General features: G+C 64.5%; 24 protein-coding genes. 12 read left to right on the forward strand and 12 right to left on the reverse strand.

Annotation, left to right across the window (positions count from 1 at the left end):
• Window positions 1-121 precede the first annotated feature (121 nt).
• The 10 genes from ACEQXV_RS02425 to ACEQXV_RS02470 all read right to left on the reverse strand — a co-directional run bounded on the left by ACEQXV_RS02425 (window position 122) and on the right by ACEQXV_RS02470 (window position 9,843).
• Complete coding sequence (locus ACEQXV_RS02425; RefSeq protein ID WP_370267725.1) at window positions 122-1,753, reverse strand: FAD-binding dehydrogenase; 1,632 nt, start codon at window positions 1,751-1,753, stop codon at window positions 122-124.
• A 63-nt stretch (window positions 1,754-1,816) separates the two neighbouring features.
• Window positions 1,817-2,968 (reverse strand): exo-alpha-sialidase, encoded by a 1,152-nt coding sequence (locus tag ACEQXV_RS02430; protein WP_370251267.1) that lies wholly within the window; start codon window positions 2,966-2,968, stop codon window positions 1,817-1,819.
• Between the two features lie 141 nt (window positions 2,969-3,109).
• Complete coding sequence (locus tag ACEQXV_RS02435) at window positions 3,110-3,889, reverse strand: succinate dehydrogenase iron-sulfur subunit (RefSeq protein WP_370267726.1); 780 nt, start codon at window positions 3,887-3,889, stop codon at window positions 3,110-3,112.
• A 12-nt stretch (window positions 3,890-3,901) separates the two neighbouring features.
• Window positions 3,902-5,710: a succinate dehydrogenase flavoprotein subunit gene (gene sdhA / locus ACEQXV_RS02440; RefSeq protein WP_370267727.1), complete on the reverse strand. Its 1,809-nt coding sequence runs from the start codon at window positions 5,708-5,710 to the stop codon at window positions 3,902-3,904.
• A gap of 24 nt (window positions 5,711-5,734) precedes the next feature.
• Window positions 5,735-6,106: a succinate dehydrogenase, hydrophobic membrane anchor protein gene (gene sdhD, locus ACEQXV_RS02445; RefSeq protein WP_370253592.1), complete on the reverse strand. Its 372-nt coding sequence runs from the start codon at window positions 6,104-6,106 to the stop codon at window positions 5,735-5,737.
• 12 nt (window positions 6,107-6,118) lie between these two features.
• Window positions 6,119-6,508, reverse strand: coding sequence for a succinate dehydrogenase, cytochrome b556 subunit (gene sdhC / locus ACEQXV_RS02450; protein WP_370253594.1), 390 nt, complete (start codon window positions 6,506-6,508; stop codon window positions 6,119-6,121).
• Window positions 6,509-6,680: 172 nt separating this feature from the next.
• Complete coding sequence (locus ACEQXV_RS02455) at window positions 6,681-7,091, reverse strand: hypothetical protein (RefSeq protein ID WP_370267729.1); 411 nt, start codon at window positions 7,089-7,091, stop codon at window positions 6,681-6,683.
• A 249-nt stretch (window positions 7,092-7,340) separates the two neighbouring features.
• Window positions 7,341-8,372, reverse strand: a complete 1,032-nt coding sequence (locus ACEQXV_RS02460; RefSeq protein WP_370267730.1) for a MaoC family dehydratase — start codon at window positions 8,370-8,372, stop codon at window positions 7,341-7,343.
• Window positions 8,373-8,397: 25 nt separating this feature from the next.
• Complete coding sequence (locus ACEQXV_RS02465) at window positions 8,398-8,949, reverse strand: NnrU family protein (RefSeq protein ID WP_370267731.1); 552 nt, start codon at window positions 8,947-8,949, stop codon at window positions 8,398-8,400.
• 36 nt (window positions 8,950-8,985) lie between these two features.
• Entirely contained in the window at window positions 8,986-9,843 is an 858-nt protein-coding gene (locus ACEQXV_RS02470) for a CoA ester lyase (RefSeq protein WP_370267733.1), read from the reverse strand.
• A gap of 259 nt (window positions 9,844-10,102) precedes the next feature.
• On the opposite strand from ACEQXV_RS02470, the gene ACEQXV_RS02475 reads away from it, so the two are divergent.
• The 12 genes from ACEQXV_RS02475 to ACEQXV_RS02530 all read left to right on the forward strand — a co-directional run bounded on the left by ACEQXV_RS02475 (window position 10,103) and on the right by ACEQXV_RS02530 (window position 24,111).
• Complete coding sequence (locus ACEQXV_RS02475; protein WP_372525102.1) at window positions 10,103-10,408, forward strand: hypothetical protein; 306 nt, start codon at window positions 10,103-10,105, stop codon at window positions 10,406-10,408.
• A gap of 253 nt (window positions 10,409-10,661) precedes the next feature.
• Window positions 10,662-11,624: a malate dehydrogenase gene (gene mdh / locus ACEQXV_RS02480; RefSeq protein ID WP_370255480.1), complete on the forward strand. Its 963-nt coding sequence runs from the start codon at window positions 10,662-10,664 to the stop codon at window positions 11,622-11,624.
• 277 nt (window positions 11,625-11,901) lie between these two features.
• Window positions 11,902-13,095 (forward strand): ADP-forming succinate--CoA ligase subunit beta, encoded by a 1,194-nt coding sequence (sucC, locus tag ACEQXV_RS02485; RefSeq protein WP_370267734.1) that lies wholly within the window; start codon window positions 11,902-11,904, stop codon window positions 13,093-13,095.
• A gap of 60 nt (window positions 13,096-13,155) precedes the next feature.
• Window positions 13,156-13,830 carry an FkbM family methyltransferase gene (locus ACEQXV_RS02490; RefSeq protein ID WP_370255482.1) on the forward strand — a complete coding sequence of 225 codons (675 nt, stop codon included), beginning with the start codon at window positions 13,156-13,158 and terminating at the stop codon, window positions 13,828-13,830.
• Window positions 13,831-14,022: 192 nt separating this feature from the next.
• The gene (gene sucD / locus ACEQXV_RS02495) at window positions 14,023-14,907 is read left to right on the forward strand and encodes a succinate--CoA ligase subunit alpha (RefSeq protein WP_370267735.1); all 885 of its coding nucleotides are present in this window, start codon (window positions 14,023-14,025) and stop codon (window positions 14,905-14,907) included.
• 175 nt (window positions 14,908-15,082) lie between these two features.
• Entirely contained in the window at window positions 15,083-18,046 is a 2,964-nt protein-coding gene (locus tag ACEQXV_RS02500) for a 2-oxoglutarate dehydrogenase E1 component (RefSeq protein WP_370267737.1), read from the forward strand.
• A 1-nt stretch (window position 18,047) separates the two neighbouring features.
• Window positions 18,048-19,556 (forward strand): 2-oxoglutarate dehydrogenase complex dihydrolipoyllysine-residue succinyltransferase, encoded by a 1,509-nt coding sequence (gene odhB / locus ACEQXV_RS02505; protein WP_370267738.1) that lies wholly within the window; start codon window positions 18,048-18,050, stop codon window positions 19,554-19,556.
• An 84-nt stretch (window positions 19,557-19,640) separates the two neighbouring features.
• Window positions 19,641-20,051, forward strand: a complete 411-nt coding sequence (locus ACEQXV_RS02510; RefSeq protein WP_370267739.1) for an MAPEG family protein — start codon at window positions 19,641-19,643, stop codon at window positions 20,049-20,051.
• 173 nt (window positions 20,052-20,224) lie between these two features.
• Window positions 20,225-21,223, forward strand: a complete 999-nt coding sequence (locus ACEQXV_RS02515; RefSeq protein WP_370267741.1) for a glycosyltransferase family 2 protein — start codon at window positions 20,225-20,227, stop codon at window positions 21,221-21,223.
• Window positions 21,220-22,227: a glycosyltransferase family 2 protein gene (locus tag ACEQXV_RS02520; RefSeq protein ID WP_370267742.1), complete on the forward strand. Its 1,008-nt coding sequence runs from the start codon at window positions 21,220-21,222 to the stop codon at window positions 22,225-22,227. The genes ACEQXV_RS02515 and ACEQXV_RS02520 overlap by 4 nt, the downstream gene beginning before the upstream one ends.
• A 164-nt stretch (window positions 22,228-22,391) precedes the next feature.
• Window positions 22,392-23,780 carry a dihydrolipoyl dehydrogenase gene (lpdA, locus tag ACEQXV_RS02525; RefSeq protein WP_370267743.1) on the forward strand — a complete coding sequence of 463 codons (1,389 nt, stop codon included), beginning with the start codon at window positions 22,392-22,394 and terminating at the stop codon, window positions 23,778-23,780.
• Between the two features lie 10 nt (window positions 23,781-23,790).
• Window positions 23,791-24,111, forward strand: coding sequence for an SH3 domain-containing protein (locus ACEQXV_RS02530; RefSeq protein WP_370267745.1), 321 nt, complete (start codon window positions 23,791-23,793; stop codon window positions 24,109-24,111).
• Between the two features lie 251 nt (window positions 24,112-24,362).
• Here ACEQXV_RS02530 and ACEQXV_RS02535 read toward each other — a convergent pair whose 3' ends face one another.
• Together ACEQXV_RS02535 and ACEQXV_RS02540 are read right to left on the reverse strand one after the other, a co-directional pair.
• Complete coding sequence (locus ACEQXV_RS02535; protein WP_370267746.1) at window positions 24,363-25,016, reverse strand: GntR family transcriptional regulator; 654 nt, start codon at window positions 25,014-25,016, stop codon at window positions 24,363-24,365.
• Window positions 25,017-25,042: 26 nt separating this feature from the next.
• On the reverse strand, window positions 25,043-25,665 hold a 623-nt coding region (locus ACEQXV_RS02540), incomplete at its 5' end, for a M48 family metallopeptidase (RefSeq protein WP_370267747.1).

Below are 25,665 nucleotides of genomic sequence, written 5' to 3' on the forward strand. Positions count from 1 at the left end.
CCCTTTCATCTTGGTCTGAAATACCTCGGGGGAGTCGCCGCAGGCGACGGGGGCAGAGCCCCCTGTCGCGGCCCGCAAGGGCCGCGCGGGTCGACGCCGAAGGCGGCGAAATCCCGGTGGCCTACAGCGCCTCGCCCACCACCTTGCCCGAAAAGATGCACCCCCCCAGGAAAGTGCCTTCCAGCGCGTTGTAGCCGTGGTAGCCGCCTCCTCCGAAACCGGCGACCTCGCCGGCGGCGTAAAGGCCGGGAAAGACCTGCCCGTCCGAGCGCAGCACCCGACCTTGCAGGTCGGTGTGAATGCCGCCGAGCGACTTGCGTGTCAGAACATTGAGACGAACACCGATGAGAGGCCCGGCCTTCGGGTCGAGGATAGGGTGAGGTTTCGCCGTGCGGATGAGCTTGTCACCCAGATAGGCCCGCGCGGCCCGGATCGCAGTCACCTGCGCGTCCTTGGCAACCTTGTTCAAAACCTGCCCGTCACGCGCCTCGATCTGCGCCTTGATATGATCAAACCGCAGTTCCGGGCCCGGATTGATCCGGTTCATGCCCTCGACAAGCTGGCGCAGATCGGGGGCGACGACGAAATCCGCGCCCTTTTCCTTGAAGGCTTCCACCGCCGCCGTCGCCCCCTTGCCGAGTCGTTCCTTCAGCACAGCGGACCAGCGGCCCGAGGTCAGGTCGGGGTTCTGTTCGGATCCCGAGAGGGCGAACTCCTTCTCGATGATCTTCTGGGTCAGGATGAACCAGCTGTGGCTGTGGCCGGTCGCAAGGATGCGCTTCAGCGTGCCGAGCGTGTCGAAGCCGGGGAAGAAGGGCGGCTCCAGCCGGTTGCCATCGGCATCGAACCACAGCGAGGACGGCCCCGGCAGGATTCGGATGCCGTGGTTGGGCCAGATCGGGTCCCAGTTTCGAAGCCCTTCGCAATAGTGCCACATGCGATCGGTATTGATGACCGACGCGCCGGCGCGCTCGGCCACCAGCTGCATTTGCCCGTCCACGTAGTCCGGCACGCCCGACACCATCTGCCCTGGCGGCATGCCAAGGCGGTCGCGGGGCCAGTAGTCGCGCACCATGTCATGATTGCCGCCAATGCCGCCCGTGGTCAGCACCACTGCCCCGGCGCGCAGCGTGAAATCCTCCACCGCTTCGCGGCTGGTCGACGCGCCCCTTGGGGCATCGTCGGGGGCCAGGATCACCCCGTGCACGCCCTTTACCTCGTCGCCCTCGATCACCAGCCCGCTCACCCGGTGGCGAAATCCAAGCGTGATGTTGCCATGCGCGCGCACCCGGTCCGCGAAGGGCCGGACCACGCCTGTCCCGGTGCCCCAGGTGATGTGAAAGCGGGGGATGGAATTGCCGTGCCCGCCCGCCAGCGCACCGCCGCGCTCGGCCCAACCCACCACGGGAAACCAGCGCATCCCCAGCCCATGCAGGTAGGCGCGCATCGGCCCGGCGGCGAAATCCAGGTAGGCTTCGGCCCATTGGCGCGGGATTTCGTCCTGGTCGCGGTCGAACTGCGCCGAGCCCATCCAGTCGGACAGGGCCAGGGCGCGGCTGTCCTTCAGACCAAGGCGGCGCTGTTCGGGCGTGTTCACCATGAAGAGTCCACCCAGGCTCCACCAGGCCTGCCCGCCAAGCGACTGCGGCCCTTCCTGGTCGAGAAGCAGCACCTTGCGTCCGCGCACCGCCGCGTGAAAAGCGGCCACCATCCCGGCCAGCCCCGCGCCTACGACGATCACATCCGCGTCCATGCCATCTCCTCCCACCCGGTCAGCCTAGCCCGTGACAGGGGCTTCGCCAAACCCGCCCTTGCGTCAGGCGCGATGCAGCACCTCCAGCCCCAGGACGGTGGGCAGGTGGCGGGCGATCTCGGACCAGGTTCCGCCCGCGTCGAAGCTGGCGAAGACCGACCCGGTATTGGTGCCGAAATAGACCCCCGCACTGTCGCAGCTGTCGGTCGACATGGATTGGCGCAGAACGGTGAAGAAACAGGCCGTTTGCGGCAGGCCCGCGCGCATCGCCTGCCAGCTTTCGCCCGCGTCGGAGGACCGCCAGACAGCGGCGGCGGCATCGGGCGGGAAGCGGCCCTGCATGTCACCGTTGAGGGGCACCGTCCAGATCATCGCCGGGTCATGCGGGTTGACCGCGATGGGAAAGCCGAAGGTGGAGGGCAGGCCCTCGGTGATGTCATCCCAGGACCGGCCCCCGTCGCGGCTGCGAAAGACGCCGTGATGGTTCTGCTGGTAAAGCGTGCCATCCGAGGCGCGGGCCATGTTGTGCACGCAAAGCCCCGTCTGCCCGTCGCGCGGCGCGGCGGGATGGTCGTGATGGGCGCAGCCTTCCGCGTTCGACAGCCGGTTCCGGCGGTCCCAGCTTTGCCCGCCATCCTCGCTGGCAAAGACGCCTGCGGCAGACATGGCCAGCCACAGCTTCGACGGGTCGGACGGGTCTGAGACGATGGTATGGAGCGTGAGCCCCGCCGCACCCGGCCCCCAACTGTCGCGGCTTTCGTGGTTGGCGAAGCCTTCGTTGCGTGCCCATGTGCGCCCGCCGTCACGGCTTTCCAGAAGCGTGCCGGGTTTCACGCCGGCGTAAAGCACCCCGTGGGCCTGGTGCAGCGACCAGACCGAATGGAGATCCTTGCCGAAGGGGGGTGGCGTGTCGGTCCAGCCGATCATGGCCGCGAAATCGGCGTCATTGGCGGCCCATTCATCCATCTGGCCCGACGATAGCTTGGCAAGCTCCCACGTGGCGCCGCCGTCCTCGGACCGCCAGACACCCGCCCCATGCCAGTCGCCACCGCCTCCGGCCCAGATCGTGCCTGTATCGGGATCGCCAAGCATGTGATTGATCGGCCAGCCGCCGCAATGGGGGCCGGATACCTGCCAGTCGGCGCGCGATGTGTCGCCAGAGACAAGAAAGGCCCCCTTGGTGGTGCCGACGAGGACGGAAATGGATTGGGTCATGGGAAAGGACTCGCCTGAAAGTGGAACGGCATCCAGCATATCAGCTTTTACGCGACGCCCATGGGAAAACAGGGAACGCACAAAAGAAAGCCCCCCGGGGCATCACGCACCGGGGGGCTTTGTCTTGACGCTGAACCGCTCTCAGAGCTGGCGCTCGACCATCATTTTCTTGATCGACGCGATCGCCTTGGCCGGGTTGAGGCCCTTGGGGCAGGTCTTGGCGCAGTTCATGATCGTGTGGCAGCGGTAGAGCTTGAAGGGATCTTCCAGCTCATCCAGACGCTCGCCGGTGGCCTCGTCGCGGCTGTCGATCAGCCAGCGATAGGCATGGAGCAGCGCGGCGGGGCCGAGGTAGCGGTCGCCGTTCCACCAGTAGCTGGGGCAGGAGGTGGAGCAGCTGGCACACATCACGCATTCATAAAGACCGTCGAGCTTCTTGCGATCCTCGATCGACTGGCGCCATTCCTTTTCGGGGCGCTGCGTCTTGGTTTCCAGCCAGGGCATGATCGACGCGTGCTGCGCGTAGAAATGCGTCAGGTCGGGGATCAGGTCCTTGACCACCGGCATGTGCGGCAGCGGGTAGATCTTCACGTCGCCCTTGATTTCGTCCATGCCGTAGATGCAGGCCAGCGTGTTGATCCCGTCGATATTCATCGCGCAAGAACCGCAGATGCCTTCGCGGCAGGAACGCCGGAAGGTCAGCGTCGGGTCGATCTCGTTCTTGATCTTGATGAGTGCATCCAGAACCATCGGCCCGCAGGTGTCCATGTCGACGAAATAGGTGTCGACCTGCGGGTTTTTCCCGTCATCCGGGTTCCAGCGGTAGATCTGGAACTTGCGGACATTGGTGGCGCCTTCCGGCTTGGGCCAGGTCTTGCCAGTGATGATGGTGGAGTTACGGGGGAGGGTAAACTGAACCATGTCCTCGTCTCCTTAGTAGACCCGCGCCTTGGGCGCGATTTTCTTCAGGTCGATGCCGCCTTCGTCCGCCGTGGTCAGCGGATCGAGGTGCACCGGGCGATAGCTGAGATCGACCTTGTTGCCCTCGACGCGGCTGATCGTGTGGACGCGCCATTTCTTGTCGTCGCGATCGGGGTAATCCTCGTGGGCATGCGCCCCGCGGGATTCCTTGCGCGCCTCGGCCCCCACGATGGTGGCCAGGGCATTGGGCATCAGGTTGGTCAGTTCCAGCGTTTCCATGAGGTCGGAGTTCCAGACCAGCGACCGGTCGGTCACTTGCAGGTCGTCCATCTTGGCGGCAACGGCGGTCATCTTCTCGACGCCTTCGGCCAGCGTCTTGTCGGTGCGGAAGACAGCGGCGTCAGCCTGCATGGTCTTCTGCATCTCAAGGCGCAACTCGGCAGTCGGCACAGCGCCGTTGGCATAGCGCAGCCCGTCGAAGCGGCCGAGCGCCTTGTCGACCGACGCCTGGTTCAGCGCCGGGTTCGACGCCTCGGCATCGACGACCTGACCAGCACGGATCGCGGCAGCACGACCGAACACCACGAGGTCGATAAGCGAGTTGGAGCCGAGACGGTTCGCCCCGTGCACCGAGGCACAGCCTGCTTCGCCCACGGCCATGAGGCCCGGCACCACGGCATCGGGATCCTTCGACGTGGGGTCGAGCACTTCGCCCCAGTAGTTCGTCGGGATGCCGCCCATGTTGTAATGCACGGTGGGCAGAACCGGGATCGGTTCCTTGGTCAGGTCCACACCTGCGAAGATGCGCGCGCTTTCGGAAATGCCCGGCAGACGTTCGGCCAGGGTTTCCGGCGGCAGGTGGTTGAGGTGCAGGTGGATGTGATCGCCATCCTTGCCCACGCCCCGGCCCTCGCGGATTTCCATGGTCATGCAGCGGCTGACCACATCGCGCGAGGCGAGATCCTTGTAGGTCGGCGCGTAGCGTTCCATGAAGCGCTCGCCTTCGGAGTTGGTCAGGTAGCCGCCTTCGCCGCGGGCACCCTCGGTGATCAGGCAGCCCGAGCCGTAGATGCCGGTGGGATGGAACTGCACGAATTCCATGTCCTGAAGCGGTAGGCCCGCGCGGGCCACCATGCCGCCACCGTCGCCGGTGCAGGTGTGGGCCGAGGTGGCCGAGAAATAGGCGCGGCCATAGCCGCCGGTCGCCAGCACCACCATCTTGGCGTTGAAGACATGCAAGGTGCCATCGTCGAGCTTCCAGGCCACGACGCCCTGGCACTGCCCGTCTTCGGACATGATCAGGTCGGTCGCGAAATACTCGATGTAGAATTCCGCGTTATGCTTCAGCGACTGGCCATAGAGCGTGTGCAGGATGGCGTGGCCGGTGCGGTCTGCGGCGGCACAGGTGCGCTGCACCGGGGGGCCTTCACCGAATTCGGTGGTATGGCCGCCGAAGGGGCGTTGGTAGATCTTGCCCTCTTCGGTGCGGGAGAAGGGCACGCCGTAATGTTCCAGTTCATACACCGCCTTGGGCGCTTCGCGGGCGAGATATTCCATCGCGTCGGTATCGCCGAGCCAGTCAGAGCCCTTCACGGTGTCATACATGTGCCACTGCCAGTGGTCAGGCCCCATGTTGGACAGCGAAGCGGCAATGCCGCCCTGGGCGGCCACGGTGTGGCTGCGGGTCGGGAACACCTTCGAGATACAGGCGGTCTTGAGCCCCTGCTCGGCCATGCCGAGGGTTGCACGCAGGCCAGAGCCGCCAGCGCCGACAACCACGACGTCATAGGTGTGATGATTGAGTTCGTAGGACGCGGTCATATTCTTTGATCTCCTGTCCCTGGATCAGAGCGCGATCTGGGCGAGCGAAACGAGGCCAAGCGCCATCAGCCCGTAGCTGAGGCAGGCAACGGCGATGATGGAAATCTTGCGGGCCAGCCCGTGGACGTAGTCCTCGATCACCATCTGGATGCCCAGGCGGAAGTGGTAGAAGCCGACGATCAGCATCAGCGCGGCAGACACCGCCGGGAACGGACGCGCCAGCGCGGCCTGAACCTCGGCGTAGGGCTCGCCCAGGAGGGGGCCGAAGCTGAAAAGGAACATCGGAACGATGACGAGCAGCGCCACCGAGGTGACGGTCGTCTTCCAGAAGTGATCGGTGCCCGACTTGGCGGACCCGAGGCCAATCACGCGTTTGCGGTCAGTCATGAGTGCCATGGAACGGACTCCTCAGATCGAGATGATGGTCAGGAAGGTGAGCGCGGGCGCACCGATGATCATGCCCCAGCCCATCTTGTCGGCATCGGCCGGATCGAGCCCGTAGCCCAGGTCCCACACCAGGTGCCGGACACCCGCCAGCGCGTGATACCACAGCGCCAGGACCGAGAGCGTCATGACCAGATCCCCCAGGATCGAGGTCAGCAGGCCATCGACCATGTTGAAATAGGCCTCGGAAGTCGCGGCAGCCATCAGCCACCAGACCACCAGCATGGCCCCACCGAGAAGCGCGATACCGGCGATCCGGTTCACGATCGAGGTAATCGAGTTGAGCTGCGGACGGTAGTACGGTCCGATCATGAAGGGAGACAGGGGACGGTTACCCCGGTTCACGTCAGCCATGGCGAACACCCTTTCAGGTTCTTGAGCGGTGAATGCTTGTTATCCCACATCCATAGCGGGTTTTTTCAAGGAGTCACCTGTCCAGAAGCTGAAAGGGGGGGTAAAAACTGCAGAATCTTGGGTCTAATCGCCGCAGACGCCCGATTTGTGATCACATAATTTCCGTGTGTGATCACATAAAGGAAAAACCGAATCCCGCCATCAGAACCGCCAGCAAAACAACGGAGACCCGCCAGGGCGTCTGAACGCCCGTCTGCTCTTCGAGCCGCTTGGTATAGACGGTGATCGGCATGCCGATGATCAGGCCGACAAGAACCGGGCGCAGCCGAACGATGAAATTGGAGTCGAGCTCGATCATGTCCGCGAAGAGGTAGATCGACACGCCCGACGCCAGCAGCGCCGCCCCAAGCGCGCGGCCATGCGCCATCAGGATGGTTTCGAAGATCTCGGGCATCTCGATGCCCGCCTTCTGGACCATGTCCTTGTGATAATTGGTGGGCAGGGACCCGAAAAGGTAGCGCGCCGCCATGAAGATGCAGCCAAGCGCTGCCAGGTAATACAGAGCCAAAGATACCGAATACATGTCCCGCCTTTCGCGAACCTATCCTTTTGGACAGGTTAACGAAATAGTTTCGCGGGTCAAAGGCGAATGGGGGCCATTTCCCGTAGCGGCAAGAAACAATCTTATTGGCCAAATCGCCGGGAACCCACGGGATTTGCGGGGAAATTCCTTATTCCGGCCACATTCGCACCCGCCGATCCGGGCATTGCGCACCCTCCGCGCACAATGCCCTCACCACGGCAATACAGATGCCGTTCGGGAAATCGCCGATCAGGTCGGCATCAAGGCCCAGTAATCCAGGTCGAGCAGCACGTCGGGCAGGTATTTCCCGTCCTCGCCGCGCAGATCGCCCGCAACGCCCCCCTTGGTGGCCACCAGCCGCAGCCGCAGAGCCCCCACGCCGGGCGCGGCGGTCTCGGCCTTGTCCAGCACCTCGGTCCAGGCTTTCACAGTGTCGCCCGCGAAACAGGGGTTGGCATGGGCGCCCGCGTTGATGCCCGCGATCACCTGGGCATTGGCCAGCCCGTTGAAGCTGAGCGCGCGGGCCATCGAGATCACATGCCCGCCATAGATCAGCCGCTGACCGTCGGGGCGGAAGGTAGCGTCGAAATGCACCTTGGCGGTGTTTTGCCAAAGCCGCGTCGCCATCATGTGCTCGGCTTCCTCGATGGTGACACCATCCACGTGGTCGATGATCTCGCCCACCCGGTAGTCGCTCCAGCGATGCGGCTCGCCCGCCAGGGTGAAATCGTAGTTGGTGAAATCGAGCCCCGCCGGGATCACGAGGCTGGCGGCAGGGACAACCTTGGAAAGCGCGGGGATCACCGTTTCGGGGGCCGCAGCGTCGAGGTCGCGCTTACGCACCATCACCCAGCGCACGTAGTCCAGCACGACCTCGTCCCGCTGGTTCAGTCCCTCGGTACGGACATAGACCACGCCCGACTTGCCGTTCGAGTTCTGCTTGAGCCCGATCACTTCGGAGACCGACCGCAGCGTATCGCCGGGATAGACCGGTTTGCGGAAGCGTCCCTCGGCATAGCCAAGGTTGGCAACGGCATTCAGCGACACGTCCGGCACCGTCTTGCCAAAGACCACGTGGAAGGCCGCAAGGTCATCCAGCGGTGCGCCCGGCAGCCCGCAGGCCCGCGCGAATTCATCCGAGGAATGCAGCGCGTGGCGCGCAGGGTAAAGCGCATGGTAAAGCGCCCGCTCCCCCCCCGACACGGTGCGCGGCACCGCGTGTTCGATCCGCTGTCCGAGCGTGTAGTCCTCGAAGAAATTGCCGGGGTTGGTCTTTGCCATATGCGGGGTCTCTCTCGTCTCGGGGCTAGCCGAAGGGCCAGTAGCCCAGCCAGGAATGGATGTAGCCGATCACGCCCATCAGCACGATCGAGGCGACAAGGAACATGCCGTCCTTGGCGTAGGTTCCGAATTCGCTGGGCTGCCAGCGTGGCTCGGCCCGGTTGATCGCGACGACCTCGGCCACGGCCCACAGAAGCAGGCCGCAGAACAGGATCACCGACGCAAGGTCGCCATTGACCAGCAGATGCGCCAGCGCCCAGAGCCCGAAGCCCGTCAGCATCGGGTGGCGCATGGAATTGAGCAATTTGCCCTTCCGCGGCGCGGGGCTCATCATGAAGATCGCGATCAGCACCAGCAGGTTATTGAGATGCGTCGCCCAGACCGGCGGATACCAGACCTGCCCGACATCGGCGCCGCGAAAACCGATGACCATCAGGATGATGCTGACCAGCAGCACCAGGGCCACCGCCCCCTTGCCCCCGTCGCCCATACTGGCGCGCGCATCGGGCGCGATACGTTTAAACAGATGGGCCACGGCCCAAAGGGCCACCCCGACGATCATGAGGACAAGGTACATGTGGGTCTCTCCCGCTGGCTGGCGATAACGCGTGCGTCAGCCAGCCTGAAGGGCGGCGATGGCTTCCGCTTTGGCCAAGGTGGCCTTGGCGGTGGCCACATGCAAGTTCTCGACGATCTTTCCATCCACGACGGCCACGCCCTGCCCGCTGGCTTCGGCCTCCTCGAAAGCGGCAATCTGGCGGCGCGCCAGGTCGACCTCGGCCTCGGAGGGGGCGAAGGCGGCATTGGCGATATCGACCTGCGCGGGATGGATCAGCGTCTTGCCGTCAAAGCCCATGTCACGGCCCTGCTCGCACTCGGCACGCAGGCCCTCATCATCCTTGAAGGCGTTGTAGACCCCATCGACGATCACGATGCCCTCTGCCTTGGCGGCCAGCAGGCACAGCCCAAGGCCCGGCATCATCGGCAGACGGTCTGCGCGGAACCGGGTGTTGAGTTCTTTCGCGAGGTCATTGGTGCCCATGACGAAGCCCTGCATCTGCGGATGGGCCGCGATCTGGGGTGCGTTGATCATGCCGCGCGGGGTTTCCATCATCGCCCAGATCGGCTTGTCGCCCACCAGCGTGGCCAGCGCCTGCACCTGGGCCGCGCTTTCCACCTTGGGCAGCAGCACGGCGTCGCAATCCATCGCGGCCACTGCCTGCGCATCGTCGGTGCCCCACTGGGTATCAAGCCCGTTAATCCGGACGATCCGCATCCGGTTGCCATACCCCCCGGCAGCCAGCGCCGCCGCCAACGTGGCGCGCGCGTTTACCTTTTCCTCCACAGCGACGGCATCTTCCAGATCAAAGATGATCGCGTCCACGGGCAGGGTCTTTGCCTTCTCCAGCGCCCGCTCCTTCGAGCCGGGAATATAGAGAACGGAACGGAAGGGGCGTGCGGTCTGGGTCATGAAAACCGTCCTTTCGGGCAAGATCGGCGGCACCAAACACAAAGAATGCTGCGAATGCAAGTTGCTTTATGCCGCATCGTAGCGAAACTTTGTTGCGCGGCCGATTCCACACATCGCCAGCCCGTTAACCCGATCTTGAGGCTTTGCAGGCAGGCTAAGGACGGTCGTCCACAAACGGGCGGCTTTCCCTCAACGAGGCGTCGGGTCAGTCCCGGGCCTCGTCCCCGGGCCTTTCCGCCGCCGCATCGAAAGGCCGAGCATGATGAAATCTCTCCTGACCGGGCTGTGCGCCCTTGCTTTCCTTCCCAGTTGGGCGGACGCCCAGACAGCCCGCACGATCTGCGGAACGCGCGACAGGATCGTCGGCACCCTAACCGACCGCTTCGGTGAAACCGCGCGCAGCTGGGGCCTGGGGCCGAACAACCGGATCATCGAGGTTTTCGCATCCTCCGAGACCGGCAGCTGGACCATCACCGTCACTGCCCCCGACGGCACGACCTGCCTCGTTGCATCCGGCCTCTATTGGGAAGACCTCGCGCAGGATCCCGCCGGAGAGGCGATGTAACCCCGTCCGATCGCCGCTATTTCAGGCGTTTTCCGCCGCGCCATGCCTCCGGAGACAGGTTTTCGCATACATCGGCATACAATAGTGACGCAGGGTCATACGGCGTTTTTTGCCTGATTTCATAAGGTTATCTCGCTGCACCTGCGAATTTTCCGCAAATGGGGCTTTCCGCCGCGCCGCAACGGGCTTGCGCGACTCTCTCGCTATCGCTACCCCACGGGCCAACTTCAACTGAGCTCGGAGACGAATTCTCATGGCCAGACCCAAGATTGCCCTCATCGGCGCAGGCCAGATCGGCGGCACTCTCGCCCATCTCGCAGCCATCAAGGAACTCGGTGACGTCGTCATGTTCGACATTGCCGAAGGTATCCCGCAGGGCAAGGCACTCGACATCGCCGAATCCGGCCCCTCGGAAGGCTTCGACGCCGACATGAAGGGCACCAACGACTACGCCGACATTGCCGGCGCAGACGTGATTATCGTGACCGCTGGCGTGCCGCGCAAGCCGGGCATGAGCCGCGACGACCTTCTGGGCATCAACCTCAAGGTCATGAAATCCGTGGGTGAAGGCATCGCTGCCAACGCTCCCAACGCCTTCGTGATCTGCATTACCAACCCGCTCGACGCGATGGTCTGGGCCCTGCGCGAATTCTCGGGCCTGCCGCACAACAAGGTGGTGGGCATGGCTGGCGTGCTCGACTCTGCCCGCTTCCGCCACTTCCTGGCCGTCGAATTCGGCGTGTCCATGCGCGACGTGACCGCCTTCGTTCTGGGTGGCCATGGCGACACGATGGTGCCGTCGGTGCGCTACTCCACCGTTGGCGGCATCCCGCTGCCCGACCTCGTGGACATGGGCTGGACCACGCAGGAGAAGCTCGACGCGATCGTGCAGCGCACCCGTGATGGCGGCGCCGAGATCGTGGGCCTGCTCAAGACCGGTTCGGCCTATTACGCCCCCGCCACCTCGGCGATCGAAATGGCCGAAGCCTATCTCAAGGACCAGAAGCGCCTGCTGCCTTGTGCGGCCTACTGCGATGGTGAGTTCGGCCTCGACGGGATGTATGTGGGCGTGCCCACCATCATCGGCGCGAACGGCATCGAGAAGATCGTGGACATCAAGCTCTCCAAGGAAGAGCAGGCCATGTTCACCAAGTCGGTCGACGCCGTCAAAGGCCTCGTCGACGCCTGCAAGGGCATCGATCCCAGCCTGGCCTGAGCCAGACTCGATACACGTTAGACGAAAGGCAGCCTTCGGGCTGCCTTTTGCCGTTCATGACCTGCCCTTGGGTCACCCTCGGCCCCTGCCCGAGTGATTCGCCCGTGCCAGCCCCTTGAGAACAAGGGAAAGCTATTTTGTGATCACACTTTTTCAGACTGTGATCACAAAAAGCGGTTTTTTCGCCGAAAGCCTGCGGATGCGGCACAATGGCGTTTCTTTGCACGCAGAACTTGTGCTTATACGATCCCGACCAACAGCAACACGGGACAGTTTCATGAACATTCATGAATACCAGGCGAAGGCATTGCTTCGCGAATACGGTGCCCCGGTCAGCGATGGCCGAGTGGTCCTGAAGGCAGAAGATGCGAAAACCGCCGCTGGTGAGCTCGACGGCCCGCTCTGGGTGGTGAAGGCGCAGATCCACGCAGGTGGCCGCGGCAAGGGCAGCTTCAAGGAAGCCGAAGCCGGCGAAAAGGGCGGTGTCCGCCTCGCCAAATCGGTCGCGGAAGCCGCCGAGGAAGCCAAGAAGATGCTGGGCAAGACCCTGGTCACGCACCAGACCGGCCCCGCCGGCAAGCAGGTCAACCGCATCTACATCGAGGACGGCTCGGACATTTCGCGTGAATTGTACCTCGCCTTCCTGGTGGACCGTGGCACCAGCCGCATCTCGATCGTCGCCTCGACCGAAGGCGGCATGGACATCGAGGAAGTGGCCGCCAGCACGCCCGAAAAGATCCTGAGCTTCGCCATCGACCCGGCCACCGGCTACATGCCCTATCACGGCCGCCGCGTTGCCTTCGCCCTCGGGCTGGAAGGCGGCCAGGTCAAGCAGTGCGTGGCCCTGCTGGGCAACCTCTACCGTGCCTTCGTCGAGAAGGACATGGAGATGCTGGAAATCAACCCGCTGATCGTCATGAACGACGGCAACCTCAAGTTGCTCGACGCCAAGCTCGGCTTCGACGGCAACGCGGTCTACCGTCACCCCGACATCGCCAACCTGCGCGACGAGACCGAGGAAGACCCCAAGGAACTCCAGGCCTCCAAGTTCGACCTGAACTACATCGCGCTCGATGGGGAAATCGGCTGCATGGTCAACGGCGCGGGCCTGGCCATGGCGACGATGGACATCATCAAGCTCTACGGCGCGGAACCGGCCAACTTCCTCGACGTGGGTGGCGGCGCGACCAAGGAAAAGGTGACCGAAGCCTTCAAGATCATCACCTCCGACCCGCAGGTGAAGGGCATCCTGGTGAACATCTTCGGCGGCATCATGCGCTGTGACATCATCGCCGAAGGCGTGGTGGCCGCAGTCAAGGAGGTCGGGCTCCAGGTTCCGCTGGTGGTGCGTCTCGAAGGCACCAACGTCGAGAAGGGCAAGGAGATCATCAACACCTCCGGCCTCAACGTGATCGCTGCCGACGACCTCAAGGACGGCGCGCAGAAGATCGTGAAAGCGGTGAAGGGCTAAGGGACGGCACGGCCGGGCTGCACCCGCGGCCCGGCGCTGGCTCCAGGGAAAGGCGTTCGCATGGTAGTCAATCTGCTCAGACGTGCCTTCGGCATTCATTCCGGCCGCATGTCCTTTGACGAGATCAAGGGGCTGGTTGGCCGCGACGATGCCGTGATCCTGGAGATCGGGGCCAATGACGGGTCCGACTCCCAGCGTTTTGCCGAAACCTTCCCGCGCGGTCGCATCTTTTCTTTCGAGCCCGATCCCCGCGCCATCGCGCGTTGGAAAGCCACCGTCACGGCAAAGCATGTGACGCTGGTGGAAACGGCCATCGGAAACGAGAACGGGACCATCACCTTCCATCAAAGCGATGGCGAGGTGCAGGACGGCCCCGGCACCGGATGGGACCTGTCCGGGTCGATCCGCGCGCCCAAGCAGCATCTCGAACGCCACCCGCATATCAAGTTCGAGAACACGATCGACGTGCCGATCCGGACGCTCGACAGCTGGGCAGCCGAGACAGGGATCGACCGGATCGACTTCCTCTGGGCCGATGTGCAGGGGGCCGAGAAGGACCTGATCCGTGGCGCGGCCGAGACGCTGGCCAAGACCCGCTACTTCTATACCGAGTACGACAACCGAGAGATGTACGAAGGCCAGTGGGGCCTGGACCAGATCGCGGCCAACCTGCCGCACCATCGCATCGTCAAGCGGTGGAAGCAGGATGTGCTCTTCGGGCTGAAAGAGGGCTGAGGCGCATGGCTGCCTTCGCCTGTTCATCTACGCCCACGGCGCTGCCGGCAGTCCTGCCGCGGCACACAACATCAGGGTCGGCAGCAAGGCGGCCCGTTCAGCTCCGTCATTCCGGTCTCGTGCCGGGGGTGACGCCACACAACACCAATGCCGCCCCCGCGCGGACAGTATAACCATAAGGAGTTCGCCACGATGGCAGTCCTCGTCGACGAAAACACCAAGGTGATCTGCCAGGGTTTTACCGGCAGCCAAGGCACTTTCCACTCTGAACAGGCCATCGCATACGGCACCAAGATGGTTGGCGGCGTGACCCCGGGCAAAGGTGGCCAGACCCATCTGGACCTGCCCGTGTTCAACTCGGTCCACGAAGCCAAGCACGTGACCGAAGCGAACGCTTCGGTGATCTACGTGCCGCCCCCCTTCGCGGCCGACTCGATCCTCGAAGCGATCGACGCCGAAATGGAACTGATCGTCTGCATCACCGAAGGCATCCCGGTGCTCGACATGATGCGCGTCAAGCGGGCGCTGGAAGGCTCCTCCTCGCGCCTGATCGGCCCCAACTGCCCCGGCATCATCACCCCGGACGCCTGCAAGATCGGCATCATGCCCGGCCATATCCACCGCCGCGGTTCGGTTGGCGTCGTGTCCCGTTCGGGCACGCTCACCTACGAAGCCGTGAAGCAGACCTCGGACGTGGGCCTCGGCCAGTCCACCTGCGTTGGCATCGGCGGCGACCCGATCAAGGGCACCGAGCATATCGACGTGCTGGAATGGTTCCTGGCCGATGACGAAACCGAGTCGATCATCATGATCGGTGAAATCGGTGGCTCGGCCGAAGAAGAAGCCGCCCAGTTCCTCAAGGACGAAGCCAAGAAGGGCCGCTCCAAGCCGGTCGCGGGCTTCATCGCCGGCCGCACGGCGCCTCCGGGCCGCCGCATGGGCCATGCCGGTGCCATCGTCGCCGGTGGCAAGGGCGGCGCCGAGGACAAGATCGAAGCCATGCGCTCGGCTGGCATCGTGGTGGCCGAAAGCCCCGCGACCCTCGGCGAGGCCGTTCTGGAAGCGATCAAAGGCTGACATGACTGGCAGGGCGGGGATGATCCCTGCCCTGCCCCCATTCGCAGCGGCGGGGCCAGTCCCCGCCTTACGCACAGGAAAGACCACGGTGAGAAGATGACTGGATGCGCCTCGTCTCTTGCTTCAAGCCCTCAAACGGCCATCCCAACGGTCCCAACCCGGCAGAGGTGACATCATGACCGATCAGAGCCCCAACGATCTCTTCCACGCCTCCAGCTTCATGCAAGGCGCCAACGCGGAGTATCTCGAACAGCTCTACGCCCAGTACGCCAACGACCCCAGCGCGGTCGACGCGGCCTGGGTCGAGTTCTTCCAGGCGCTTGGCGACGCGGAAACCGATGTAAAGGCCGAGGCCGCGGGCCCCTCGTGGATGCGCCGCGACTGGCCGCCCACCCCCAATGATGACCTGACCGCCGCGCTGACCGGCGAATGGGCCCCGGCCGCCGACGAGGCGAAGGGTGCCGAGAAGAAGATCAAGGCCAAGGCCGCCGAGAAGGGCGTCGAGCTTTCCGAAGACGCCATCAAGCGGGCCGTGCTCGATTCCATCCGCGCGCTCATGATCATCCGCGCCTACCGGATCCGGGGCCACCTGGTGGCCGATCTCGACCCGCTCGGGATGCGTGACCAGACCCCGCACCCGGAACTGGACCCCAAGTCCTACGGCTTCACCGAGGCCGACATGGACCGCCCGATTTTCATCGACAAGGTGCTTGGGCTCGACTTTGCCTCGATGCGCCAGATCATCGACATCGTGAAGCGCACCTATTGCGGCACCTTCGCGCTGCAATACATGCACATCTCGAACCCCGAGGAAGCCGGCTGGCTGAAAGAGCGGATCGAAGGCTACGGCAAGGAAATCGCGTTCACCCGCGAAGGCCGCAAGGCGATCCTGAACAAGCTGGTCGAGGCCGAGGGCTTCGAGAAATTCCTGCATGTGAAATACATGGGCACCAAGCGGTTCGGCCTTGATGGCGGCGAAGCGCTGATCCCGGCGATGGAGCAGGTCATCAAGCGCGGCGGCCAGCTCGGCCTCAAGGAAATCGTCATCGGCATGCCGCACCGCGGCCGCCTGTCGGTTCTGGCCAACGTGATGGGCAAGCCCTACCGCGCGATCTTCAACGACTTCCAGGGCGGCAGCTTCAAGCCCGAGGACGTGGATGGCTCGGGCGACGTGAAATATCACCTCGGCGCCTCCTCCGACCGCGAATTCGACGGCAATTCGGTGCACCTCTCGCTGACCGCGAACCCCTCGCACCTCGAAGCGGTAAACCCGGTGGTTCTGGGCAAGGTCCGCGCCAAGCAGGACCAGCTGAACGATGTGAACCGCACCGCCGTTCTGCCCGTGCTGCTGCACGGGGACGCGGCCTTCGCGGGCCAGGGTGTCGTTGCCGAAGGCTTCGGCCTGTCGGGCCTGCGCGGCCACAAGACCGGCGGCACCATGCATATCGTGGTGAACAACCAGATCGGCTTCACCACCGCGCCGCATTTCTCGCGCTCCTCGCCCTATCCCACGGATATCGCCCTGATGGTGGAAGCGCCGATCTTCCACGTGAACGGCGACGATCCCGAGGCCGTGGTGCACGCCGCCCGCGTCGCCACCGAGTTCCGCCAGAAATTCCAGAAAGACGTCGTCATCGACATCTTCTGCTACCGCCGCTTCGGGCATAACGAGGGCGATGAGCCCATGTTCACCAACCCGATCATGTACAAGCGGATCAAGGGCCATAAGACCACGCTTCAGCTCTACACCGAGCGTCTGGTCAAGGACGGCCTGATCCCCGAAGGCGAGATCGAGGACATGAAGGCCGCCTTCCAGGCGCATCTCAATGAAGAGTTCGAGGCCGGCAAGGAATTCAAGCCCAACAAGGCCGACTGGCTGGACGGGCGCTGGTCTCACCTGGACAAGCAGGGCGAAGAATACCAGCGCGGTGAAACCGCCATCAAGCCCGAGACGCTTCAGGAAATCGGCCGCGCGCTCAGCACGGCGCCCGAAGGCTTCAACCTGCACAAGACCGTGGGCCGCCTTCTGGAGACCAAGAAGCAGATGTTCGACACCGGCGAAGGTTTCGATTGGGCCACCGCCGAGGCGCTCGCTTTCGGCAGCCTGATGACCGAAGGCTACCCGGTGCGCCTGGCCGGCCAGGACGCCACCCGCGGCACCTTCTCGCAGCGCCATTCGGGCCTGATCGACCAGGAAACCGAGGAACGCTACTACCCGCTGAACCACATCCGCGAGGGCCAGGCGCAATACGAGGTCATCGACTCGATGCTCTCGGAATACGCGGTGCTCGGTTTCGAATACGGCTACTCGCTGGCCGAACCCAATGCCCTGGTGATGTGGGAAGCGCAGTTCGGCGACTTCGCAAACGGCGCGCAGATCATGTTCGACCAGTTCATCAGCTCGGGCGAACGCAAGTGGCTGCGCATGTCGGGCCTGGTGATGCTTCTGCCCCACGGCTTCGAGGGACAGGGCCCGGAACACAGCTCGGCCCGCCTGGAACGCTTCCTTCAGCTTTGCGCCGAGGACAACTGGATCGTCGCCAACTGCACGACGCCTGCGAACTATTTCCATATCCTGCGCCGCCAGATCCACCGCGACTACCGCAAGCCGCTGGTGCTGATGACGCCGAAATCGCTGCTGCGTCACAAGATGGCGGTCTCCAAGGCCGAGGAAATGACCACCGGGTCGAGCTTCCACCGCGTGCTGTGGGACGACGCCCAGTATGGCAACTCCGACACGCAGCTGGTGGCCGACGACAAGATCAAGCGCGTCGTCATGTGCTCGGGCAAGGTCTACTACGACCTGCTGGAAGAGCGCGACGCCCGCGGCATCGACGATGTCTACCTGATGCGGCTTGAACAGTTCTATCCCTTCCCGGCGCTCAGCCTGATGAAGGAACTGGAACGCTTCAAGGGGGCCGAAATGGTGTGGTGCCAGGAAGAACCCAAGAACCAGGGTGCCTGGAGCTTCATCGAACCCAATATCGAATGGGTCCTGAACCGCATCGGGGCCAAGCATACCCGGCCCGTCTACGCAGGCCGCGCTGCCTCTGCCTCGCCCGCCACGGGCCTGGCCAGCCAGCACAAAGCACAGCAAGCCGCGCTCGTGAACGACGCGCTCACCATTGAGGGGAAATAAGATGTCCGTAGAAGTCCGAGTGCCCACTCTGGGCGAAAGTGTGACCGAGGCCACGGTGGCCACCTGGTTCAAGAAGCCCGGCGATGCCGTCGCGGTGGACGAGATGCTGTGCGAGCTGGAAACCGACAAGGTGACCGTCGAAGTGCCCTCGCCCGCAGCAGGCACCCTGGCCGAGATCGTCGCCGCGGAAGGGGAAACCGTGGGTGTCGATGCGCTTTTGGCCACGCTCAATGCAGGCGATGCCGCCGCCCCGGCCCCAGCCGCAGCAGCAGCCCCGGCTGCCGCCGCAGCGCCCGCCGCCGCAGGGGGCGACGCGGTTGACGTGATGGTCCCGACGCTTGGCGAAAGCGTGACCGAGGCCACCGTCTCGACCTGGTTCAAGAAGGTGGGTGACACCGTCGCGCAGGACGAAATGCTGTGCGAACTGGAAACCGACAAGGTGTCGGTCGAGGTGCCCGCCCCCGCCGCTGGCGTGCTGTCGGAAATCCTCGCCCCCGAGGGCTCGACCGTCGAAGCCTCGGCCAAGCTGGCCGTGATCGGTGGCGCCGCTGCCGGGGCCGCGCCGGCCCCTGCCGCCGCAGCCGCCCCGGCCGCAGCCCCCGCTGCTGCTGCCGCCGACGTCAAGAACGCCCCCTCGGCCGAAAAGCTGATGGCCGAAAAGGGTCTCTCGGCGGGCCAGGTTCAGGGCACCGGCCGCGATGGCCGCATCATGAAGGAAGACGTGCTGAAGGCCGTCGTCGCCCCGGCCCCTGCCGCGGCCGCCCCGGCCCCGGTTGCCGCGCCCCGCGCGCCGGTCAGCGCCGATGACGCCGCGCGCGAGGAACGGGTCAAGATGACCCGCCTGCGCCAGACCATCGCCCGCCGCCTGAAGGACGCACAGAACACCGCCGCGATCCTGACCACCTATAACGAGGTGGACATGACCGAGGTCATGGCGCTGCGCAATCAGTACAAGGACCAGTTCGAGAAGAAGCACGGCGTGCGCCTTGGCTTCATGTCCTTCTTCACCAAGGCCTGCTGCCACGCGCTGAAAGAGGTGCCCGAGGTCAATGCCGAGATCGACGGCACCGACATCGTCTACAAGAACTTCGTTCATATGGGCGTCGCCGCCGGCACCCCGCAGGGTCTGGTGGTCCCCGTGATCCGCGACGCCGACCAGATGAGCTTTGCCGATATCGAGAAGGCCATCGCCGAAAAGGGCAAGCGCGCCCGTGACGGCAAGCTCTCCATGGCGGAAATGCAGGGCGGCACCTTCACCATCTCGAACGGCGGCGTCTATGGCTCGCTCATGTCCTCGCCCATCCTGAACCCCCCGCAGTCGGGCATCCTCGGCATGCACAAGATCCAGGACCGTCCCATGGTCATCAACGGCGAGATCAAGATCCGCCCGATGATGTACCTTGCGCTCTCCTACGATCACCGCATCGTCGACGGCAAAGGCGCCGTGACCTTCCTCGTGCGCGTCAAGGAAGCGCTGGAAGATCCGCGCCGCCTGCTGATGGATCTGTGATCCGGGGCTGGACTTAATCAGTTTACACCCAAGATAAGACGGGCGGGGACATTCCCCGCCCGTTTTCTTATGGAAGCTCTGCCGATGACCCCCGAACTCACCGTCCTCGCTCTCGCGGCCCTTTGGCAGGTCATCCAGATCACCCTCATGGCCATCCCCGCGAACAGGGAGCTTGGCACCGCCAAGACGCTCTCCCCCCGCGACCCGGACCGCCTGCAAAAACCGCTGATGGACCAGGTCAGCCCCCGCACGGGTCGTCTGCACCGGGCGATGAGCAATCATTTCGAGGGGCTCATCCTCTTCACCATCGCCGTGGTGGTGGTGACATTGGGCGGGGCCTCCTCCCCCCTCACCACCACCTGCGCATGGGTCTACCTTGCCGCGCGCATTCTCTACGTGCCCGCCTATGCCTTTGCCTGGGTGCCCTGGCGTTCTCTCATATGGGCCGTGGGGCTTGGCGCGACCGTGCTCATGCTGCTGGCCGCCCTCATCTGACCCCCCGGCCCGGGAAGAATTTTCCGGAAAATTCTTCCCGGATCCGACGGAAAAATCTTCTGGAAGATTTTTCTTCCGCGCTTTCATTTGCCCTTTCTTGACCCACGCGGCATACTTTCGCGCAACGCGTCGCCAGAACGCTATCGTGAGCAGTCAACCCCGGGGGCCCGCCGATGAGCAGCCGCTTTGGAACCCGCACCGTCCTGTCCTGCATGAAGAACGAGGGGATCTTCCTTCTCGAATGGGTGGCCTATTACCGCCTGCTCGGAGCCGATCACATCGTCGTTCTCACCAATGACTGCGCGGATGGCACCGACCTGATGCTCGACCGGCTGCAGGAACTGGGCCATGTCACCCACCTGCGCAACAACGACTACGGACGCGAGAGCCCGCAGATCCATGGCCTCGCGCGCGTGCGCGAAGAGCTCGACATCGTCGGGCAGGCCGATTGGCTCTTGCATGTGGACAGCGACGAGTTTCTCAACATCATCCACGGGCAGAACCGGCTCGATGACCTGATCGAGGTGGCCCAGGGCTTCGATGCCTGCGCCATCGCTTGGCGTCCCTTCGGCGACAATGGTCACCAATCCTGGCCCGGCGGCAACGTGATCGAGGCCTTCACCGCCTGTGACAAGAAACCCTTCTGGTCCACCGCCTTTCACAAGGCCCTGTTCCAGCCCCGCAAGTTCCAGGCCATCACCGTGCACATGCCCAAGCATCCCTACCGGCCCGACGCGCGCCAGTGCAACGCCCAAGGTGATGAGATCGACCCCGCCGCGCTTTACAACATGCTGCACGAACGCCACCGGGGAATGGATCGAGAAAAGCTCACCTGGGACGGCGCCTGCGTGAACCACTACACGGTCAAGTCGCAGGATATCTTCCTGCTCAAGAACGACCGCGGCGATGGCGCCGACCGGGGCGGCACCAAGCGCTACCTGAACTCCACCTTCCACCGCCGCTACAACACCAACCGGCGCGAAGACAGGTCGATCCTGCGCCACCTGCCCGAGCTTCAGGACCGCCTGGCCGAGCTACGCGCCGATCCCCTGCTGGCCACGCTGGAACGCGCGTCCAACCTGTGGTGGGACAACCGCCGCGCCCGTGTTCTGACGCCCGAGCGCATCGCCGAATGGACCCTTCCCACCGAGACGGAGGAAACCGCCGCATGACCAGCCGCCACGGGGACAAGGTCGTTCTGTCCTGCATGCGTAACGAGGGCATGTTCCTGCTGGAATGGATCGCCTATTACCGCGTGATCGGTTTCGACAAGGCCGTCATCGTCACCAACAACTGCACCGACGGCACTGACCTGATGCTCGATAGGCTGGAGCAGATGGGCTACGTCCGTCACCTGCGCAATGACTGGCGCGGCGCGGGCCGCCCGCAGATGGAAAGCCTCCGCATCGCGCGCGAGGATGTCGACGATCTCGTGCTCGCCGAATGGTGCCTGCATGTCGACAGCGACGAGTTTCTCAATGTCACCTGCGGCGAGGGCCACGTGGACGATCTCCTCGACCTCATGCCGCCCACGGAAAGCATCGCCATCGCCTGGCGGCTCTTCGGCAATTCCGGGCATCAGACATGGCCCGGCGGCCTGGTGACGGAGCATTTCACCATGGCCAAGGCAGAGCCTGCATGGAATTCCTGCCTGCACAAGGCCATGTTCAAGGCGCGCAAGTTCTCCGCCGTCTCGATCCACATGCCCAAACACCCGACCCATCCCAAGGTGCGCAATCACAACACGCGCGGGGTGCAGATCACGTCGGATTCGCTCTTCAAGCCGCCCCATGAACGACATCGCAAGATGGACCGGGCGGAACTGACCTGGGACAACGCCCAGATCAATCACTACGCGATCCGATCGGACGACACCTTCCTGATGAAGAACGATCGCGGCGCGGCGAATACCCAAGGTCTGGGCAAGTATTTCAAGGACTCGATCTTCTACCAGCGCTGCAACCGCAACGAGGTGGAAGATGCCTCGATCCACCGCCTTTTGCCCAAGATCCGGGAAGAACTGGAAGAGTTGCGCGAAGACCTGATCCTCTACCATCTCGAACAGGCCGCCCTGCACTGGTTCTACGAGCGGCGAGACCGGATTCTCACGCCCGAGAAAATCGCCGAATGGACCGCGCCGCCGATGGATCCGGCCCTGCTCGATGCGGCGGAATGACCCCTCAACCCGTTTTGTGATCACAAAAATGAGGGCTCCCCAAAACGGAGGCAAAAAATCATCCCATTTTTTGGGGTGATTTTTCATTAGCGGTTGACGCAAGGGGATTTGGCCCCGCATACCCCCCATGAACACGCCCGGAACGACGACCAAGGAGGTCCAAAATGGCAAGCTATGACGTCATCATCATCGGCGGCGGCCCCGGCGGCTACGTCTCGGCCATCCGCTGCGCGCAACTGGGTCTGAAGACCGCCTGCGTCGAAGGCCGCGACACGCTCGGCGGCACCTGCCTCAATGTCGGCTGCATTCCCTCCAAGGCGCTGCTGCATGCCTCGCACCAGCTGCACGAAGCCGAGCACAACTTCGCCAAGATGGGCCTCAAGGGCAAGACGCCCTCCGTCGACTGGCCGCAGATGCTGGCCTACAAGGATGACGTGATCGGCCAGAACACCAAGGGCATCGAGTTCCTGTTCAAGAAGAACAAGGTCGACTGGATCAAGGGCTGGGCCACCATCCCCGAGGCCGGCAAGGTCAAGGTCGGCGACGAGGTGCACGAAGCCAGGAACATCGTCATCGCCTCCGGGTCCGAACCCTCCACCCTGCCCGGCGTCGAGGTGGACGAAAAGGTCGTGGTCACCTCCACCGGTGCGCTGGCCCTGTCCAAGACGCCCAAGAAGATGGTGGTGATCGGCGCGGGCGTGATCGGGCTGGAACTGGGGTCGGTCTATGCCCGGCTCGGCGCCGAGGTCACGGTGATCGAATTCCTCGACCAGATCACTCCCGGCATGGACGGCAAGGTCGCCAAGACCTTCCAGCGCATCCTCAAGAAGCAGGGTCTGAACTTCGTCATGGGCGCCGCCGTGCAATCGGTCGAGGCGCTCAAGACCAAGGCCAAGGTCAACTACAAGCTTCGCAAGGATGACAGCGAGCACCAGGTCGACGCCGACGTCGTGCTCGTGGCCACCGGCCGCCGCCCCTATACCGAGGGGCTCGGGCTCGACAAGCTCGGGATCGAGGTGACCCCCCGCGGCCAGATCAAGACCGACGCCCACTGGGCCACCAGCGTGCCCGGCATCTACGCCATCGGTGACGTGATCGAAGGCCCGATGCTGGCCCACAAGGCCGAGGATGAGGGCATGGCCGTGGCTGAACAGATCGCGGGCAAGCATGGCCACGTGAACTACTCGGTCATCCCCGGCGTGATCTACACGGCCCCCGAAGTGGCCGCCGTCGGCCAGACCGAGGAAGAGGTCAAGGCCTCGGGCCGCGCCTACAAGGTTGGCGAGTTCTCCTTCATGGGCAATGGCCGCGCCAAGGCCGTGTTCCAGGGCGAAGGCTTCGTCAAGATGATCGTCGACAAGGAAACCGACCGCATCCTCGGCTGCCACATCATCGGCCCCGGCGCAGGTGACCTGATCCACGAAATCTGCGTGGCAATGGAATTCGGCGCCTCGGCGCAGGACGTGGCGCTGACCTGCCACGCCCACCCCACCTTCTCCGAGGCGGTGCGCGAAGCGGCGCTCGCCTGTGGCGATGGCGCGATCCACGCCTGATCATCCCCGGTTGCGCGCCGTCAGGTCCTGGCGCGCAACCTACTCCCCCGCGCTCGCCGTCACCGCGGGCCAGCGGGTCACCCCCGGCCGGATCGACGAAGACCACCCCGGCTGGAAATGGGTGGTGGACGAAACCGACCTCGGCGGCTGGATCCCCGCCGCGATCCTCGCGGGCGACACGGTCACCGAAACATTCGACACAGCCGAGCTGACAATTGCCGAAGGCGATTGCCTCGCCCCGATCGCACGACGCCTCGGCTGGACCCTCTGCCGCACCGAAGACGGACGGACGGGCTGGCTGCCCGACAGCTGCATCGCCCCCGCCGCCTGACCCGCCCCTTCTTCTTGGCCCAAATACTCCCGCCGGAGGCATCCCGCCCCCTCGGCCCGCGTCCTGCGGCCCGGCACGGCGCGGCCCCGCTTACCCCCTTGCGGCTGCGGCCCGAGGAGGTCCCCGGCGCAAGCCGGGGGGTGACGAGGGCCGCCCCCGGTCGACGCGCAAGGCGCGGCGAAACCCGGTTTTGTCTGCACGGGGGGTGTATGGGGGGTGCACGGGGGGTGTACGGGGGGCACCCCCCTCTTTCAGCCTGCCAGCAGCCGCAGCCCTTGCGTCACATCGGCCCGCACTGCCAGCCGCAATCCCGGCTCGTCCCCCGCCTTCAGCGCCGCGATGATCAGCTTGTGATGGCGCGGCGGATCGGTGCGGCGAAGCCGCCCGTAAAGCGCCCGCATGGTGGGGCCGAGCTGCAACCAGACGGTTTCGGCCAGGGCCAGCATCGCGGGCGCTTGCGCCCGCAAATAAAGGGTTCTGTGGAAGTCCAGGTTGGCGCGGATATACGCCACCGGGTCCCGATGGGCGACGGCTTCGGCGACGGTTGCGTTGATCGCTTCCATCCGGTCGATAAGCGCCGGATGCGCCCGCGGCAGGGCCCGCGCCGACAGTTCCGGCTCCAGCAGCGCCCGGATCGCCGCCAGCTCCTCGATCCGGTCATTCGACAGCTCCGGAGTCGACACCCGCCCCGACGACGACAAGGACAACGCCCCCTCGCTCACCAGCCGCCGCAGCGCCTCGCGCGCGGGGGTCATCGACACGTCGAACTCCTTGCCGATTCCCCGCAAGGTCAGGGCCTCGCCGGGCATCATCTGGCCATGCATGATCCGGCTGCGGATCGTGCGGTAGATCCGGTCATGGGCGGCAGAGGTCGCCGCTTCGGGGGAACGCTGGCTCAGAAGCATGGGGCCACCCGATCACATGCCCGCCATCAGGGCAAGCGCTCAAAGCGCCAGGCCAGCAGGCTGGCCCCCTCGCTGCGAAGCCAGGCGCGGTGGTGCTTGTAGTCGGGGCAGAGCTTGGCGCAGACCGCCCAGAAGGGAGGGGAATGGTTCATGTCCACAAGGTGCGCCACCTCGTGTGCGGCGACGTAATCCAGCACGGCGGGCGGCGCCATGATCAGCCGCCAGGAAAACATCAGGTCCCCTTTCGAGGAACAGCTGCCCCACCGGCTGCGCGTGTCGCGCAGGCTGAGGCGGCCATAGCTGCGGCCAAGGCGGTCCGCGTGATGGGCAGAGCGCGCGGCCAGCCGGTCCCGCGCCATCTGCTTGAGCAGCGCCGCCAGTCGTGGCCCTTCCTGGCCCTCGGGCAGTTCGACCCTACCGTCCACCAGCCGGGCCGCGCGACCCTGCCCGGCCACGATGGGCCGCGCCTCGCCTTCGATGGGAATCACCCCGCCAATCCTGGGCCTCACGGGCTCCGGGCTGGCGGCCAGGTGCCTGCGCACCCAGTCGGCCCGCGTGTCAAGAAAACGGAGCGCGTCGTCTTCCCGGGCGAAATCGGGCACCGACAGCGTGACCTGCCCCGAAGACCGCGAGACTCGCAAGGTGAATC

Source organism: Nioella sp., assembly GCF_964229645.1.
Lineage (GTDB): Bacteria > Pseudomonadota > Alphaproteobacteria > Rhodobacterales > Rhodobacteraceae > Nioella.

Excerpts from the sequence above, each read along its gene's own strand:
- ACEQXV_RS02515 (WP_370267741.1), top strand. The coding sequence starts at position 20,225 with ATGAGCAGCCGCTTTGGAACCCGCACCGTCCTGTCCTGCATGAAGAAC.
- sdhC (WP_370253594.1), bottom strand. The coding sequence starts at position 6,508 with ATGGCTGACGTGAACCGGGGTAACCGTCCCCTGTCTCCCTTCATGATC.
- ACEQXV_RS02425 (WP_370267725.1), bottom strand. The coding sequence starts at position 1,753 with ATGGACGCGGATGTGATCGTCGTAGGCGCGGGGCTGGCCGGGATGGTG.
- ACEQXV_RS02500 (WP_370267737.1), top strand. The coding sequence starts at position 15,083 with ATGACCGATCAGAGCCCCAACGATCTCTTCCACGCCTCCAGCTTCATG.
- ACEQXV_RS02475 (WP_372525102.1), top strand. The coding sequence starts at position 10,103 with ATGATGAAATCTCTCCTGACCGGGCTGTGCGCCCTTGCTTTCCTTCCC.
- lpdA (WP_370267743.1), top strand. The coding sequence starts at position 22,392 with ATGGCAAGCTATGACGTCATCATCATCGGCGGCGGCCCCGGCGGCTAC.
- ACEQXV_RS02470 (WP_370267733.1), bottom strand. The coding sequence starts at position 9,843 with ATGACCCAGACCGCACGCCCCTTCCGTTCCGTTCTCTATATTCCCGGC.
- sucD (WP_370267735.1), top strand. The coding sequence starts at position 14,023 with ATGGCAGTCCTCGTCGACGAAAACACCAAGGTGATCTGCCAGGGTTTT.
- ACEQXV_RS02455 (WP_370267729.1), bottom strand. The coding sequence starts at position 7,091 with ATGTATTCGGTATCTTTGGCTCTGTATTACCTGGCAGCGCTTGGCTGC.
- ACEQXV_RS02460 (WP_370267730.1), bottom strand. The coding sequence starts at position 8,372 with ATGGCAAAGACCAACCCCGGCAATTTCTTCGAGGACTACACGCTCGGA.
- ACEQXV_RS02465 (WP_370267731.1), bottom strand. The coding sequence starts at position 8,949 with ATGTACCTTGTCCTCATGATCGTCGGGGTGGCCCTTTGGGCCGTGGCC.
- ACEQXV_RS02490 (WP_370255482.1), top strand. The coding sequence starts at position 13,156 with ATGGTAGTCAATCTGCTCAGACGTGCCTTCGGCATTCATTCCGGCCGC.
- ACEQXV_RS02510 (WP_370267739.1), top strand. The coding sequence starts at position 19,641 with ATGACCCCCGAACTCACCGTCCTCGCTCTCGCGGCCCTTTGGCAGGTC.
- sdhD (WP_370253592.1), bottom strand. The coding sequence starts at position 6,106 with ATGGCACTCATGACTGACCGCAAACGCGTGATTGGCCTCGGGTCCGCC.
- ACEQXV_RS02435 (WP_370267726.1), bottom strand. The coding sequence starts at position 3,889 with ATGGTTCAGTTTACCCTCCCCCGTAACTCCACCATCATCACTGGCAAG.
- sdhA (WP_370267727.1), bottom strand. The coding sequence starts at position 5,710 with ATGACCGCGTCCTACGAACTCAATCATCACACCTATGACGTCGTGGTT.
- sucC (WP_370267734.1), top strand. The coding sequence starts at position 11,902 with ATGAACATTCATGAATACCAGGCGAAGGCATTGCTTCGCGAATACGGT.
- ACEQXV_RS02520 (WP_370267742.1), top strand. The coding sequence starts at position 21,220 with ATGACCAGCCGCCACGGGGACAAGGTCGTTCTGTCCTGCATGCGTAAC.
- ACEQXV_RS02535 (WP_370267746.1), bottom strand. The coding sequence starts at position 25,016 with ATGCTTCTGAGCCAGCGTTCCCCCGAAGCGGCGACCTCTGCCGCCCAT.
- ACEQXV_RS02430 (WP_370251267.1), bottom strand. The coding sequence starts at position 2,968 with ATGACCCAATCCATTTCCGTCCTCGTCGGCACCACCAAGGGGGCCTTT.
- odhB (WP_370267738.1), top strand. The coding sequence starts at position 18,048 with ATGTCCGTAGAAGTCCGAGTGCCCACTCTGGGCGAAAGTGTGACCGAG.
- mdh (WP_370255480.1), top strand. The coding sequence starts at position 10,662 with ATGGCCAGACCCAAGATTGCCCTCATCGGCGCAGGCCAGATCGGCGGC.